The 16274-nt window shown below is 38.1% G+C and carries 8 protein-coding genes; 7 read left to right on the forward strand and 1 reads right to left on the reverse strand.

Annotated features, from left to right (window positions below; translation table 11 throughout):
- Window positions 1-191 precede the first annotated feature (191 nt).
- The 7 genes from ACJG85_RS04705 to ACJG85_RS04735 all read left to right on the forward strand — a co-directional run bounded on the left by ACJG85_RS04705 (window position 192) and on the right by ACJG85_RS04735 (window position 14061).
- Window positions 192-3203 (forward strand): SusC/RagA family TonB-linked outer membrane protein, encoded by a 3012-nt coding sequence (locus tag ACJG85_RS04705; protein WP_409678889.1) that lies wholly within the window; start codon window positions 192-194, stop codon window positions 3201-3203.
- A gap of 10 nt (window positions 3204-3213) precedes the next feature.
- Window positions 3214-4818: a RagB/SusD family nutrient uptake outer membrane protein gene (locus ACJG85_RS04710; protein ID WP_412477040.1), complete on the forward strand. Its 1605-nt coding sequence runs from the start codon at window positions 3214-3216 to the stop codon at window positions 4816-4818.
- 30 nt (window positions 4819-4848) lie between these two features.
- Window positions 4849-5901: a SusE domain-containing protein gene (locus ACJG85_RS04715; protein ID WP_412477041.1), complete on the forward strand. Its 1053-nt coding sequence runs from the start codon at window positions 4849-4851 to the stop codon at window positions 5899-5901.
- A gap of 62 nt (window positions 5902-5963) precedes the next feature.
- Window positions 5964-8831: an alpha-amylase family glycosyl hydrolase gene (locus tag ACJG85_RS04720; RefSeq protein WP_412477042.1), complete on the forward strand. Its 2868-nt coding sequence runs from the start codon at window positions 5964-5966 to the stop codon at window positions 8829-8831.
- 118 nt (window positions 8832-8949) lie between these two features.
- Window positions 8950-11730 carry an AsmA family protein gene (locus tag ACJG85_RS04725; RefSeq protein ID WP_412477043.1) on the forward strand — a complete coding sequence of 927 codons (2781 nt, stop codon included), beginning with the start codon at window positions 8950-8952 and terminating at the stop codon, window positions 11728-11730.
- A gap of 76 nt (window positions 11731-11806) precedes the next feature.
- A complete protein-coding gene (locus ACJG85_RS04730; protein WP_412477044.1) occupies window positions 11807-13123 on the forward strand; it encodes a hydroxymethylglutaryl-CoA reductase, degradative in 1317 nt (438 codons plus the stop codon).
- A gap of 23 nt (window positions 13124-13146) precedes the next feature.
- Window positions 13147-14061: a GYDIA family GHMP kinase gene (locus ACJG85_RS04735; RefSeq protein ID WP_412477045.1), complete on the forward strand. Its 915-nt coding sequence runs from the start codon at window positions 13147-13149 to the stop codon at window positions 14059-14061.
- 51 nt (window positions 14062-14112) lie between these two features.
- Here ACJG85_RS04735 and ACJG85_RS04740 read toward each other — a convergent pair whose 3' ends face one another.
- Entirely contained in the window at window positions 14113-16209 is a 2097-nt protein-coding gene (locus ACJG85_RS04740) for a peptidylprolyl isomerase (RefSeq protein ID WP_412465021.1), read from the reverse strand.
- Between the last annotated feature and the right edge of the window lie 65 nt (window positions 16210-16274).

The following is a 16274-nucleotide window of genomic DNA, read 5'->3' on the forward strand; positions in this document are numbered from 1 at the left end:
ATATATGTTATTTTTTATTCTGTCAATTTTGTCCTTAAAATAATGAAATATTGGAAAAGTTTTCAACACGAAAACGTTTTCGAGTAGGATTTAACAAGCGTTTATTCTGTTGATTGAATTTTTTACATAAATTTAACATTCGAAGTATAAGTATACGCACAAAAATTAAATTTTTAACCTAAACAAAACGTATGAAAACAATTTACAAAAAGTTGTTATTTTTATTCCTTTTGCTCCCTTTCGGTGCTCTTGCACAGAGTACTTTGAGTGGAGTGGTTGTTGACAGTAAAACCAACCAACCGTTACCGGGAGTAAATGTAATTGTCCAAGGTGCTAACAGTAGCACATCGACAGATTTTGACGGGAAGTTTCAAGTGGGAGGCCTTAAAAGCGGAGACAAAGTTGTCTTTTCTTTCGTGGGATACAACTCTCAAACGATTACTTTTTCCGGACAAAAGTCTGTCAACATCATTCTTGAAGAAAGTGCTAACCAGCTTCAAGAAGTAGTAGTTCAAGTAGGGTATGGAACCGTTAAGAAAAAAGATGCTACGGGTTCAGTTTCAACTTTAACAACTAAAGATTTTAACAAAGGAGCCAACGTAACGGCTGAAAACCTGCTAAACGGAAGAATAGCTGGGGTTACAGTGAATGCCGGTGGTGGTGCGCCTGGAACAGGTTCTCAAATCAGAATTAGAGGTGGTTCATCGTTAAGTGCGTCTAACGATCCATTGATAGTAATTGATGGTTTGCCTGTAACCAATACAACCAACACAGGATCTACCTCAATCTTGGCTGCTTTGAATCCTAATGATATAGAAAGTTTCAACGTGTTGAAAGACGCTTCTGCAACTGCGATTTATGGTTCAAGGGCTGCTAACGGGGTTATAATAATCAACACAAAAAAAGGATCAAAAAAACTTTCAGTTGAGTATAACTTTCAATATGGTACAGGTAGATTATTTAATCAAGTAGACGTTTTTAATACAAGAGATTTTATTGCTCAAGTTGAGGCTAATACCATCAATGGATTGCTTTCAGCTGGTAGCACCAACCTATTAGGGGTTGATGACCCTTCAACTTCAGCGTCTGACGATTTGTCTACACCGGGAATCATTGAAGGTAGAATTCTTTACAATACTGATTGGCAAAAAGCCATTTACAGAAGAACAGATTATGTAGACAATTCCTTGTCAATTAGAGGTTCATTATTCAATAGAATTCCTGCCAAGTTAACTGTAGGTAATACTTACCAACAAGGTTTGAGATTGACCAATGATTTCAACAGAAATTCAGCCTCGGTTGTATTGAACCCAAGCTTTTTTAATGATCATTTAAAATTGCGTTTGAATGCTAATTTCACTAATGAAAATAACCGTTTCGCTGATGGAGTGGAAGGAACAGCTATTCGTTTCGATCCTACTAAGCCAATTTATGATGCAGATTCACCTTATGATGGATTTTTTGAATACAGAAACGGCAATACTACAGCAGATTTCTTAACTCAAGTACCAAGAAACCCTGTGGCTCAATTGATGCAAACTCATGATACCGGTAACAATAACAGAGTTTTAGGAAACTTCGAAATCGACTATAAATTTCATTTCTTCCCAGCTTTAAGAGCTGTCGTTAACTTAGGTTTTGACCAAAGTAAAGGGCAAAGAAGTCGTTTAGTAGGAAATACTGCTTTAACAGGATTTATTAATGGAAATACATTATTCGGTACAAATGAGTATTCTGAAGCTACCAGAAGAAATAAATTATTAGATGCTTATTTCGTTTACAACAAAAAATTCAACAAAGTTAATTTCGAATTGACCTCAGGATATTCTTATCAAAAATTTGAGGTTTATGGTTTTAATACTTTCAACATAAATAACCCAACTGCTCAGGATCCAAGATCATTTGCGAACCCAGATGAAGTTTTAATTGGTTTATTCGGAAGAACAAATATCTCAATCAACGATAAATATTTGTTCACTTTTTCATTAAGAAGAGACGGAACATCAAGATTCAGTGAAGACAACAGATGGGGTAATTTCCCTTCAGCAGCCTTTGCTTGGAAGTTTGGACAAGATTTGTTCAAAGATTCTAAAGTGGTAAGCGATATGAAGTTGCGTTTAGGTTGGGGTATTGCAGGTCAGCAAGAAATCCCTGTAGGTGATTTTTACTTAGAAAGATATAATGTTGGAGATACCAATTCACAATATTATTTTGCTAATTCTCCTTATCCGGTTGGTGTTCCTGCACCAAGAAACCCTGATTTGAAATGGGAAACTACAACTACTTATAACGTAGGTCTTGACTATGGTTTATTCAACAATAGAATAACCGGGTCTTTAGATGCTTTCTACAAACAAACTAACGATTTGTATTTTGGTGACACTCCTTATGCAGATGGTAGTAACTTCTCAAACTCAGGTCCTGCTAATATCGGTAGTTTCTCTACAAAAGGTATTGAGTTCAGTTTGAATGCCGACGTAATCAAAAGAGATAATTTGAATTGGAATGTTAATTTCAACGCAACCAAATTCGAAAGACGTATCGATGAATTACCGGCCGGTTCTGATGTATTCTTTGGTCAAGCCGGAGGAACAGGAGGAACAGTTCAAATTCACAGAGAAGGTTACACTCCTGGTTCGTTCTTTGTTTACAAACAATTATACAGCACAGATGGTTCGCCAATTGAAGGGGCATTTGCCGACTTAAACGGAGATGGTATCATCAACGGAGATGACCGTTACATCTACAAAAATCCTGACCCGGATTTGGTACTTGGTTTCGCCTCTAGTTTCAATTACAAAAACTTTGATTTCTCTTTCAACATGAGAGCAAGTTTCGGAAACAGAATTTACAATGCTTTAAAAGCTAACAGAGCGTACAATGCTTTATTAAAACCGGATGCTGAATTAGGAAACGTTTTGACTAGTGTTTTAGATACTAACTTTACAAACGTAAACGGTGAAAATGTAATTTCTGATATCTACATTGAAAATGGTTCTTTCTTGAGAATGGATAACATCACTATGGGTTATACTTTCCCTAATTGGTTAGGTAAAGCTTCGTTGAGATTATTCACAGGGGTGCAAAACGCCTTTATTATTACCGATTATGATGGTTTAGATCCTGAAATTAATGACGGTAGAGATAATACAATTTATCCTAGACAACGTCAATTTTTATTCGGAGCAAACGTAAAATTTTAAATAAATTACTATGAAAAAAATTAAGTTTAACCTATTCCTTGTTGTTGGTGCTTTGACATTAACAATGAGTTCATGTACAGATGATTTAGATATTAAAAGTGATGACCCTTTAGTATTTTTATCAGATGAGTTTTTTGAACAGCCGGATGCTTACCGTCAAGGATTGGCCGGTGTTTACGGAAATTTATCTTTAACCGGTACAACTGGTGCAGGTTCTTCGAATATTCAAGGAATTGATGCAGGAACGAGCCAGTATGGTAGATGTTTATGGTACTTAGAGAACTTGTCCACAGACGAGGTGCTTTGGAGTTACGAAAATGACCCGGGAACCAGAGAGATTCAAAGAAATATTTGGACAGCTTCTAATCCTATTTTCCGTGGAATGTATGGTAGAGGAATGTTCCAAGTGGCTTTGGTGAATGAGTTTTTAAGACAAACCACTCCTGAAAAATTAGCTTCTCGCGGTGTTACTAGTCAATCTGAAATTGACGAAATTAATGATTTCAGAAATGAAGTTAGAGTTTTACGTGCTTTAGCTTATTATCACTTGATGGATTTATTCGGGAAAGCTGCTTTCAATGATGAAAATTCAGCATTAGGAGTTGCCGGTCCTCAATACGATAGATCACAGTTATTTGCCTACATTGAAAGCGAGTTGAATTCAGTAATTCCGAATTTGAAAGCGCCACGCACCAATGAGTATGGTAGAGTGGATCAAGCGGTAGCCAGAATGATTTTAGCTAAAATTTATTTGAATGCACAGGTATATATCGGTCAAGATCGTTTGGCAGACTGTGTAACACAATGTAACCAAGTAATTGCCGGAGGGTATACTTTGAATCCAAACTATTTGAACAACTTCACAGCCGATAACCATTTGTCTTCTGAAATGATTTTCTCTTTGCAATCAGATGGTGTTGCAACTCAAAACTACGGACCAACTACGGTTATGATTAACGGTCAAGTTGGCTCTATAGAGCAAAACGGTACTGCTCTTGGCGTTGGTTCAGGAGGTTGGGGTGGCGCTTTGCGTTTGAGAAAACAATTTGTTCAAAAATTTGACGGATCTGATTTTGCTAATGACGACAGAAACACAATTATTTCAGGCGTTAGAAATATCGATATATCTGATGTTGCGAATCGTGATCAAGGATATATCTTGGCTAAATTTTCGAACAGAACTTCTACAGGTGTAGCCGGAATCAACTCAACTTTTGTAGATACAGACTTCCCATTATTCCGTTTGGCAGATGTTTATTTGATGTATGCTGAATGCGCTGTTAGAGGTGCTGCAGGCGCTTCCATTTCTCAAGCAGTAACTTATGTTAATGCTTTAAGAGAAAGAGCAAACAGCGGTAGTACGGCAGCTAATATCTCAGCTAATGAACTTACCTTAGATTTCTTATTAGATGAAAGATCAAGAGAATTACACTGGGAAGGTCACAGAAGACAAGATTTAATTCGCTTCGGGAAATATACCGGAGGTAGCTATAATTGGGCTTGGAAAGGAAATGGCTCAAATGGTATTGCTATTTCAGCCAACCTTGCTTTATTCCCAATCCCAACAGCTTCTTTGGCGGCTAATCCTAATCTAACTCAAAACCCTGGTTATTAATAACATTATAAACTATAAATTACAAAAGAAATGAAAAATATATTTAGAAACATTTTAGCTGTGGCGCTTATTAGCGGTTTTGCTTCTTGTACAGATGAACAAGATTTAAAATTTTTAGACAATGCAGCTGAATTCAGAATTCTTTCGCCGGTATCAGGTGATGCAGTTGTATTAAGCCCGGAAACCCCAACCAACCCTGGTTTGTCTATGACATGGGAGGATATGGATTACGGTACTCCAACTCAAATTACTTATACTGTACAAGTGGATAAATCAGGTGATAACTTTGATACTCCTGTGGATTTAGTAAGCACAAATAATACTTATGTAACTGTTACTTCTGATGCTTTAAACGGTGCTGCTTTAGCTGCAGGTTTGACCCCTTTCTCTCAAGGAGGTTTAGAAATCAGAGTAAAATCTGCTGTAGGTTCTCCTGCTAGTCAAGAGAAATTCTCTACTGTTATCACTTATTTGGTTACACCTTATTCTTCAGAGTTGCCTAAATTAGCTGTGCCAGGAAATCATCAAGGTTGGAATCCTCCAACAGCTCCAAGAATTGCTTCTTCTGCTTTTGGACAAACGGATTATGAAGGATACATTTGGTTAGATGGTGGGTTCAAATTTGTGGCTCCGGATCCAGCCGGAAACTTCAACTGGGGTAATACTGATTGGGGTGATGACGGTTCTTTCTCAGGAGTTTTAGTTGAATCAGGAGAATCTGATATTACGGCCACTGCAGGATACTACAGAGTAAGAGCTAACACTACTACTTTGTTGTACACAGTTGAACCAACTACATGGGGTATTGTTGGAGCAGCTACTCCAGGAGGCTGGGATAACAGTACGGCATTAACTTACAACCCTTCAACAAAAAAATGGGAAGGAGTAGTAACCATGACTGCAGGTGAGTTTAAATTCAGAGCTAACAATGCTTGGACTATTAACTTGGGAGGAGATCCAGATGGTGATGATTCAATGAATTATGATGGTCCAAACTTATCTGTTGATGCCGGAGGAACTTACAATGTAGTTCTTGACTTGAGCAATCCAAGAAAATATGCTTATTCTGTTACACTTCAATAAGTCTAATGAATAACTAAAAAAGGGTTTCCTTTTGAGGAGACCCTTTTTTTAAATTTTAAGCTATGAAAAAAGTTATTTTATTTGTTTTAGCCGGGTTATTTGTTAATATCGCTTTGGGTCAAGTTTCTTGGCAAGGCGGATCCAATCCCGACGCAACGGCTTCGGCCACCATTCTTTTTGATAAAACAGGAACCGGTTTGGCAACCTATACCGGAACAATTTATGCCCATACAGGAGTAACCTTAAACGGAACACCTTGGCAAAATGTTAAAGGCTCATGGGGTAATAATACCACGCAGCCAGCACTTACCTTAGTCTCAGGGAATATTTATAAGTTGGATTTGACTCCAACAATTTTAGCATACTACGGAGTAGCTTCAGGCTCAGTAACTAAAATTAATGTAGTTTTTAGAAATGCAGCAGGTAATGCACAAACGACTGATTTGACTTTGGATGTAGGAGCTTTTCAAGCCGCATTGTTAAGTCCGTCCGAATACAGTAATACCATTATCAACAGCGGTCAAAATTTGACCATCTCAGCTTCCAACACTAATGGTTCAGCTAATTATAATTTGTTGGCGAATGGAGTAAGTATCAATACTGCTTCCGGAACAAGCTATAGTTATACTGATACCAATATTACGGTTAACAAAGCTTATGAGCTGCAAATTACCCAAGGGAGTACTTTCTTTAGCAAAACCTTTGGAGTGATTGTAAATGCCGGAACTGCTAATCAGGCCATGGCAAGCGGCTTAGAGGATGGAATCAACTACAACGCTACTGATGCTACCAAAGCAACATTGGTTTTAGATGCACCGGGCAAAGATTTCGTATACGTAGCGGGTAGCTTTAACAACTGGCAACCGGGCACGAATTATTTAATGAAGAAAGATCCCGGAACCGGAAAGTTTTGGTTAGAATTAACCGGACTAACTCCCGGACAAAATTATACATACCAATATTGGGTTGTGGATGCCACACCAACCACCAACTCTCCGGCTGTTGTAAAAACGGCTGATCCATATTCAACTCTTGTATTGTCTCCATTTGACGATCCTTATATTCCGGCAGCCAGTTATCCTAACTTGCCCGCTTATCCTGCCGGACAAGAAAGAGAAGTAACCGTATTGAAAACCGGTCAAACACCATATAATTGGAGCTCAGCTACAACCAACTTTGTAAAACCGAAAAAAGAAGATTTAATAGTTTACGAAGTATTAATTCGTGATTTTGACGCCGACAGAAATTTCCAAGACTTGATTGACAAAATTGATTATTTCAAAAATTTAAATATTAATGCTATTCAGTTGATGCCTGTTATGGAATTCGAGGGTAATGAAAGTTGGGGCTACAATACCTCGTTTCATATGGCCTTGGATAAATTTTACGGTACAGCCGATAAGTTCAAAGAATTCATCGATTTATGCCATCAAAACGGTATTGCGGTTATTTTAGACGTTGCCCTTAACCACGCTTTCGGAAGAAACCCAATGGTAAGAATGTGGATGAAAGATCCTGATGGTGACGGTTGGGGTGATCCTGCGGCCGATAATCCTTACTTTAATGAGTTTGCCAAACATAGTTATAGTGTCGGGTCCGATTTTAATCACTCACAAGCCAGAACCAAATACTACACCAAAAGAGTCGTAAAACAATGGATTCAAGAGTTTAAAATTGATGGCTTCCGTTGGGATTTGACCAAAGGATTTACCCAAGCTTGTTCCGGTGGAGATGATACATGTACCAATTCCTATCAAAATGATAGGGTAGCCATCCTAAAAGAATATGCAGATTACTCTTGGTCGCTTGATCCAAATCATTATGTGATTTTTGAGCATTTGGGAGCAGATAGCGAAGAGCAACAATGGGCCAATTACCGCATAAGTGAAACACCAAGCAAAGGGGTAATGATGTGGGGCGAATTGCATGAAGCTTACAAACAATTGGCTTTAGGTTATTCAACCAATGCTGATATCACCAGAATGGGACATGTTAGTCGTGGTTTCTCTGCCAAAAGATTGTTGGGTTACCCTGAAAGTCACGATAAAGACAGATTGATTTATGAAGCAGTTACCTTTGGAAACGGAGGAGGAACAGCACCACCATTAAATAACTTAAACAATGCTGTGCCAAGAATGTCTGCTATCGGAGCCTTATCTATCTTAGTACCGGGGCCAAAAATGATTTGGCATTTTGGTGCTTTGGGAATGAATAATTCTATTTATACTTGTAACAACGGAACAGTAAATACCGAATCAGATACGACACCGGGCGATTGTAAGTTAGACACTAAACCACAGCCGCAATGGACTAACAATTGGTTGACAATGACTTCTCCCAACAGACAACAAGTGTACAACGATTGGAAACGATTAATCCAGCTTAAAATTAACGAACCGGTTTTTGAAGGCGATTATGCTATCAGTCCGGATGCTAATAATATCAGACAAAGAATCTATATTTATGATAATGCTTTGCCATCAACTTCTTTGAAAAATGTGGTGGTTTTAGCCAACATGTCTGTTGCCAGTCAAAATATCAATCCTAGTTTCCCTTACACTGGCACATGGTATAACTTGATGGACAATACGCCAATTACCGTAACCAGCACAACGGCTACCATTACATTAGCTCCGGGAACTTTCAGAGTGTATGGAAACCAACCGGCCAGTACATTAGGAAACAATGATTATAATGCCTTAGCCAATGTTAGTTTGTATCCAAACCCAACCACAGGCACCTTTAGTATTAAAGGGCAAGTGTACAAGGTTGAAGTGTACTCCATCACAGGACAAAGAGTAAAATCCTTCGAAAATATTACTTCTGAAGATTATCAATTTGATATCAATGAATTAAACAGTGGCGTTTATCTGGTGAAAGCTTTCGACGGCAATAATAATTCATCAACAATGAAGTTGATCAAACAATAAGGTTAGATTAGTTATATAATTATTTGGCAAGAGCTGCATTTTTTAATGCGGCTTTTGTTTTTATAAAATAATACTGTCTAAATTTTTTTCTCTCTTGACGGAATTGTATTTTTGGTCTATGAAAAACCCTTCAAAGTCGATAATTATCAAGATTTTAAAGATAAGCGGAATCACTTTCGGTTCCATACTGCTTTTGATGTTTTTGATTCCAATCCTCTTTCCTGGTAAGATTGCCGAAGAGGTTAAAGCTTTTGCCAATAAAAAACTAAACGGCGAACTCAATTTCAAAGAAGCCAATCTGTCTTTTTTCAATCACTTCCCGTCGCTTACTTTAACCTTAACCGATTTTTCTCTGAAAGGTTCAGCTCCCTATCAAAAGGAAACCCTAGTTTCGGCTAATGAAATGGCTTTTGGAATTGATATCAGTGCTTTGATTTTTGATAAAAGTGTAGTAATCGACAAGGTTTTTGTCTCCAACGCTTTCATCAATGTTAAAGTCAATGCCAAGGGCGAAGCCAATTATAACGTTTATATTTCTGAAGAAAAAACGACTTCAAAAGATACCACCGGTAATACTTCCTTGCGATTAGACAAAATTGCCATCGAAAACAGCCATTTGGTTTACAACGATCAATCAACTAAAATTGTAATCGATGCCAAAGGCTTTAATTATATTGGCAACGGCGACTTAGACCAAGCCATTTTTGATATTTATACCGAAGCTGAAATAGCCGATTTCGATTTTACTTATGATGGCCAACAATACCTCAATAACAAAAGTGTTAAAGCCGATTTGATTACTAAAATCAACACCAATTCCTTGGCATTTGTTTTTCAGCAAAACAACTTGAAAATCAATAAACTTCCGGTGGAGTTCAGTGGTAAATTTGATTTTCTGAGCAATGGTTACGATATGGATTTCAACATCAAATCTGAAGACAGTAAGCTCAACGATTTCTTCACAGCTTTGCCGCCGGCTTACATTACTTGGCTTGAAAAAACCAAAGTTAAAGGCAGTACCGATTTGTTGTTTACCTTGAAAGGAAAATACATCGCCTCCAAAAATCAAAAACCCGATGTAGTGTTCAATATGAAAATTCGCGATGGCCATATTGAATACAAAGATGCGCCGTTTCCGGTGTCGAATATATTTCTGAATTTCGATACCCAATTGCCGGCCTTAGATACAGAACAACTGAAAGTTAATATCGATTCCATTTTCTTCAATGTCGATAAAGATTACGTTAAAGCGATTGTCAAAACGCAAGGCTTGTCAAAACCGACTATCGATGCCCGAATCAACGCTAAAATCGACTTAGCCTTGATGGACAAAGCCTTCGGATTGCAAAATATGGATTTGCGTGGCGTTTTGAATACCGATATAAAGTCGAAAGGCGTATACGACCAAAAGAACGGCAAAATTCCGGTCACCGATGGTAAAATCAATTTCAAAAATGGTTACGTGAAAACCGATTATTATCCTAATCCGATACAAAATATCAATTTGATAGCGTCCATTTTAGATCGGAAAGGTTCTTTAGACGATTTGAAAATCAACATTACACCTGCATCATTTGTGTTTGAAGGTAAGCCTATTTTTGTGAACGCCAAGTTGCAAAATTTCAATAATATCCGTTACGATATCAAAGCCAAAGGCGAGTTGGATTTGGGTAGAATCTACCAAGTTTTCTCCCAAAAAGGCTTAGATGTGAAAGGTTTTGTTAAGGCAGATGTCGCTTTCAAAGGTTCGCAAGACGATGCTGTGAACGGTCGCTACAACAAATTGCAAAACCAAGGTACTTTGGTGCTGAAAAACATCAAAACTACCTCGGAATACTTGCCAAAACCATTTGTCATCAAAGAAGGAACGTTCAAATTTCATCAAGATAAGATGAATTTTAACGATTTTCTTGCTGCTTACGGTCAGTCCGATTTTAAAATGAACGGTTACCTTCAAAATGTAATCGACTTTGTGCTGACCAACAAAGCTGTGCTCAAAGGCAACTTTCAATTGCATTCAAATTTTATCAATGTAGATGAGTTTATGGCTAAACAAGAAGTTACAGTTGTGTATCCGCCATTAAGTGCTCCAACAGAAACCAAGCTGGAAAATGGAGTAGTGGTCATTCCGCCTAACTTCGATTTGCAGTTCAACGCCACTGCTAACAAAATCAATTTCGATGGTTTAGCGATTGAAAATTTAACCGGAAATCTCAACATCAACAAAGGTCAACTTACACTCAAACAATCCGGTTTTGATTTGGTTGGGGCCAATGTCAAAATGGATTTGGTGTACGGCAGTCAATCTCCTGAAAAAGCCTTTTTCGATTTTAAAGTATTGGCCAAAGAATTTGATGTTAAACGCGCCTACAACGAAGTCAAAATGTTCCGGGAAATGGCTACTGCAGCCGAAAGTGCGGAAGGTATTATATCGCTCGACTATAAAGTGGCCGGTATACTCGATGCGAATATGGCACCGATTTATCCTTCCTTAACCGGTGGCGGCGTTTTGTCGGTTAAGAAAGTCAAAATGAAAGGCTTTAAACTCTTTGGTGCAGTTAGTAAGAAAACCGGCAGAGAAGCCATCAAAAATCCCGATTTGTCACAAGTTGACATCAAAACCACTATTAAGAATAATATCATCAACATCGAACGCTTTAAGTTTAAAGTGGCCGGTTTTCGTCCCAGAATTGAAGGACAGACCAGTTTTGATGGTAAGTTAAACATCAAAATGCGTTTAGGATTGCCACCTTTCGGGATTATCGGTATTCCGATTAAAGTTACCGGAACCCAAGAAAACCCAAAAGTCAGATTAGGTAAACAAACCGAGGATTTGCAAGAAACAGAATACGAAGGCGAAGTGCCGCAACCCATTTCTGAACCTGCCAAAGCGCAATAATTTCAGCTTTTTTTTCCGCTAAAAATCAACGGCTATATCCTATCTTTGTAGTCCGTTAATCTATTACTATTTTGCTATGAATAATGCAGTTGCCGGTTTTTCTAAATTGTCCAAAGAAGAAAAAATTCAATGGTTGGCCAATGAATATTTCAGTAATCCATCCGAAGCCACTTATACCCTCAAACAATATTGGAACAATGATGAAAAGCTCCAACAATTGCACGATGAGTTCATAGAAAACACCATTACCAATTTCTATTTGCCTATGGGCATTGCGCCCAACTTTTTAATCAACGGCAAATATCATTCGGTCCCTATGGTGATTGAAGAAAGTTCCGTGGTAGCGGCAGCAGCCAAATCGGCTAAATTTTGGAGTACTCGCGGCGGTTTTAAGGCTACAGTACTAAATACTGAGAAAATAGGTCAGGTGCACTTTTTATTCCAAGGGGATAACGAGAAACTACAAGCTTTTTTCAATGCAGTTAAACCGGTTTTACTCGATTCGACTGAGAGCATCACGAAGAATATGCAAAAACGCGGAGGCGGTATTGTATCACTTGCTTTACGCGACAAGACAGCCGAGTTGACGAATTACTATCAATTGCATGTAACCTTCGAAACCAAAGACAGTATGGGCGCGAATTTCATCAATTCGTGTTTGGAGCAATTGGCGAAGACTTTAAAAGAAGAAGCGCAACAGTACGACGGTTTTTCGGAGACAGAGAAAGACATTACGGTAGTCATGAGCATCTTGTCGAATTATGTGCCGAATTGTATTGTTAGAGCCGAAGTTTCTTGTAAAGTAGAAGACTTAGCCGAAAAGAAAATCGAAAACCCGCAAGAGTTTGCCGAGAAATTTGTACAAGCCGTTCGCATAGCCGAAATAGAACCTTTCCGTGCTGTAACGCATAACAAAGGGATCATGAATGGTATAGATGCTGTGATACTTGCTACCGGTAATGATTTCCGTGCTGTAGAAGCCGGAGTGCATGCTTATGCCTCGAGAAACGGTCAGTATTCGAGTTTGTCTCATGCCAAAATAGAAAATGGTATCTTCACTTTTTGGATGGAAGTACCGTTGGCTTTAGGAACTGTTGGCGGTTTGACTTCCTTGCATCCGTTGGTGAAAATGGCTTTGGAAATTTTAGGCAAACCCTCTGCACAAGAATTGATGCAGATAGTAGCAGTGACCGGATTGGCCCAAAATTTTGCGGCTTTACGTTCGTTAACCACTACCGGAATTCAGGAAGGCCACATGAAAATGCACCTCAATAATATTTTAAACCAATACCAGGCCACAGCAGAGGAACGAAAAGCCATTGCGGCACATTTCCAAAACAGTACGGTTACTCACGCGTCAGTGGTGGAATTGATTGAGCGTTTACGAAAATAATGGCTTCAATAATTTAGGAAGACATGAAGCATACTTTTTACAGCAACGGCAAACTGCTTATAACCGGAGAGTATTTGGTGCTCGATGGCGCTAAGGCCTTTGCTTTACCAACCCAATACGGTCAGAATTTAGTGGTGGAAGAAACTACGCACGGCAACCTGCAATGGACCAGTTTTGACCACGATAAAAGCATTTGGTTTCAAGACACGCTGTCTTTTGAATCGATTGTAAACAAAGAGTGTTTTGAAGATGAGAAAGGGGTAAAAAATACTTTAATTGAGATTTTGCACGAAGCCTATTTGATGAATGCGAATTTTATAAATGAATCAAAAGGGTATAATATTACTACCGAGCTTACTTTTCCCAAATCTTGGGGTTTAGGCACTTCATCTACCTTGATTAATAATATAGCGCAATGGTTGCAAATTGATGCTTTTGAATTGCTGCGAAGAAGTTTTGGCGGCAGTGGTTACGACATTGCTTGTGCGCAAAACAACACGGGTATTATTTACCAATTGGTCAACGATAAACCAACCGTGGAAATAGTGAATTTTAATCCCGAATTTACCGATAAGATTTTCTTCGTTTATCTCAACCAAAAACAAAACAGTAAAAGTGCTATTGCATCTTACTACAATAATTTAGGAAACATTCAAAAGGCGATTCCGGTAATCAATTCCATTACACAATCCGTTATTGCCGCTGAACATCCTAAAACTTTTGCTTTGGCTTTGGCCCAACACGAAATTGAACTCAGCAATATCTTAGAATTGAGTACCGTAAAAGAAACCCTTTTTCACGATTTTGAAGGTGTGGTTAAAAGTTTAGGTGCTTGGGGTGGCGATTTTGTTCTGGCCATATCCAAGGAAAATCCAACCGATTATTTTAAAGCAAAAGGATTTGAGGTCGTCATTCCTTATCGTGAAATGATACTATAAAAAAACCTGTCTTAATAGACAGGTTTTTTTTATTTCAGTTATTTACTTCTATTAATAGAAAGTAGCTCTGTTGTCCACGATGTCAGCATCGTTTTTCAACGCTTGCATGAATCGTCCGGCATTGCCTTGCACTTGTGGTTTTAGTTTGGCCACATATTCTTTGTAATCTTTGATAACCGGTGCTTTAGTAACAGTTTTTGTCATTATTACATAAACTCCAGAATTGCCATCGATTGGTTTAGAAACTTGACCGGCTTTAGTAGCAAAGGCAGTTCCAACAACTTTAGGCTCAAATCCTGCACCCGGTACTGACGGACTTTCAATTGTCAAATCAGTTGCATTTAAAACGGTCACTTTGTTAGAGGCTGCAATAGCGCTTAATGAGCTTCCGTTCATTTTGGCTTTAATCATTTCCGCTTTTTTCTTGTTTTTCAACAAGTATTCTACTTGAGGACGAGCATCTTCAACAGCCATTAAGCCTTTCTCATTGATTTTTTTCAACTTTACTATGATGTGACCCACATTTACAATTTCAAAACGTTTTACACTGTTAAGGTCAGTTTCTTTATCAAATGCCCATTTTACAATCTGTCTTTGGTTGCTGATGGGACCAAAACTTTCGTCGATAGCTTTTACTCTTACAGAAGGGCTAACCGTTAATTTCATTTCTTTAGCCAAAGCAGCGAAATCTTTAGTGGCGGCTTCCATTTCAAACTTAGTAGCTTGAGTATATATTTTATCAGTAGTAGCTTCAGACGGTTCGATTTTTTGAGCGATAGTCGCTAAACGAATAGCATCTTGTTTATCTGTTACATTAATAACGTGGTAACCGAATTCTGTTTCTACTAAACCAATTTTTCCGATAGGATTATTGAAAACAAAATCGTTAAACGGTTTTACCATTTGGCCCGGAGAGAAAAACCCTAAGTCACCACCTTGTTGAGCTGATGAATCATCAGAATTGGTCATAGCCAACATCATAAACATAGACGGATTAGCTTGTGCTTGTGCTAACAAACCTTCAGCTTTTGCTTTAGCTTGCTCTTTAGTTCTCTTTTCTTTTTTGTTAGGCACTTGAGTACCTTCCCAGCTGATTAAGATGTGGCTGGCTTTGGCTTTAGCACCTGCTTTTCTGCCTAAGGCTTTTGAAATGCAGTAATAGTTGCTGAATTGGTATGGTCCGTAAACGTCTCCGGTAGCTAAAGCAAATAACTTTTCAGCGTGTTCTGCCGGTAAATCTTGTTTTGCGATATAAGTAGAATCAAAAGGAATGTCAGAGTTCATGTTTACAAACTCAGCATTATTGGTAGCCGATTTGAAACCGGGAATAGTATCGTTTTTACCATCTCTGTATTCAACACGAGTTGATAACAAACTGTTGATTTTGTTTTTGATTTCTGCTTCGTCAGCAGCAGACGGTTTGTCTTCTACCAAAACATATTCAATTTCGCGAGATTCTTCCGCTTTGAATTTTTTCTCTTTGGTTTTCATATAAGCTACAATCTCCTCATCAGTAATTTTCACATCACTGTCTTTAATAGAAGAGTAAGGAACGGTAACAAAGTCGAAAGAAACTTTGTTGTTTTCAGCTTCATATTTGAATTTGCCTTCAGCATCAGTAGTAAACAAAGCACCTTTAACCAATGAGTTGTAAATTTGGTATTTGGCGTTCAATTCTGCGTTTTTCTCTCTTTCTTTGAAAGCCGTCATTCCTTCCGGATTGGCTTTGAAGTAGTCTTCGAATTTTTTCTCGTCAAACTTACCGGCTGCATTTAAGAAAGCAGGGTTTTGACCGATATTAGGATCTGCTTTGAAAACTTCTACAATGTGTTTTTTACCCACACGTAAACCTAATTTTTCAAATTCTGCAGCAATTAAAGCAATACTTACTTCTTGATTCCAAATTTGGTTAGAAGCTTGAATAGCGCTCATAGGTTGACCGCCTTGATTATTTTTCTCAAGTTCAGCTACTTTGAGTCTGAATTCTTCATAAGCAATATCCTTTCCATTAACGCTACCAACTTCTCTTGGTTGTCTGTTAAATCCGCCGCTTTGAATAGCTTCACCTATAATAAATGCGAATAGCGCAAATCCAATTGCCAATAAAAGTAATCCTGAGCGATTTCTAATTTTTGATAAAACTGCCATTTTTATTCTTGTTTATTTTATTTCAGTTTGCGAAAATACAATTATCTATGAAATAATAACAATCA

It is taken from the genome of Flavobacterium mekongense, from assembly GCF_047038255.1.
Taxonomy (GTDB): Bacteria; Bacteroidota; Bacteroidia; order Flavobacteriales; family Flavobacteriaceae; genus Flavobacterium; species Flavobacterium mekongense.

Excerpts from the sequence above, each read along its gene's own strand:
- ACJG85_RS04720 (WP_412477042.1), top strand. The coding sequence starts at position 5,964 with ATGAAAAAAGTTATTTTATTTGTTTTAGCCGGGTTATTTGTTAATATC.
- ACJG85_RS04725 (WP_412477043.1), top strand. The coding sequence starts at position 8,950 with ATGAAAAACCCTTCAAAGTCGATAATTATCAAGATTTTAAAGATAAGC.
- ACJG85_RS04730 (WP_412477044.1), top strand. The coding sequence starts at position 11,807 with ATGAATAATGCAGTTGCCGGTTTTTCTAAATTGTCCAAAGAAGAAAAA.
- ACJG85_RS04715 (WP_412477041.1), top strand. The coding sequence starts at position 4,849 with ATGAAAAATATATTTAGAAACATTTTAGCTGTGGCGCTTATTAGCGGT.
- ACJG85_RS04740 (WP_412465021.1), bottom strand. The coding sequence starts at position 16,209 with ATGGCAGTTTTATCAAAAATTAGAAATCGCTCAGGATTACTTTTATTG.
- ACJG85_RS04705 (WP_409678889.1), top strand. The coding sequence starts at position 192 with ATGAAAACAATTTACAAAAAGTTGTTATTTTTATTCCTTTTGCTCCCT.
- ACJG85_RS04735 (WP_412477045.1), top strand. The coding sequence starts at position 13,147 with ATGAAGCATACTTTTTACAGCAACGGCAAACTGCTTATAACCGGAGAG.
- ACJG85_RS04710 (WP_412477040.1), top strand. The coding sequence starts at position 3,214 with ATGAAAAAAATTAAGTTTAACCTATTCCTTGTTGTTGGTGCTTTGACA.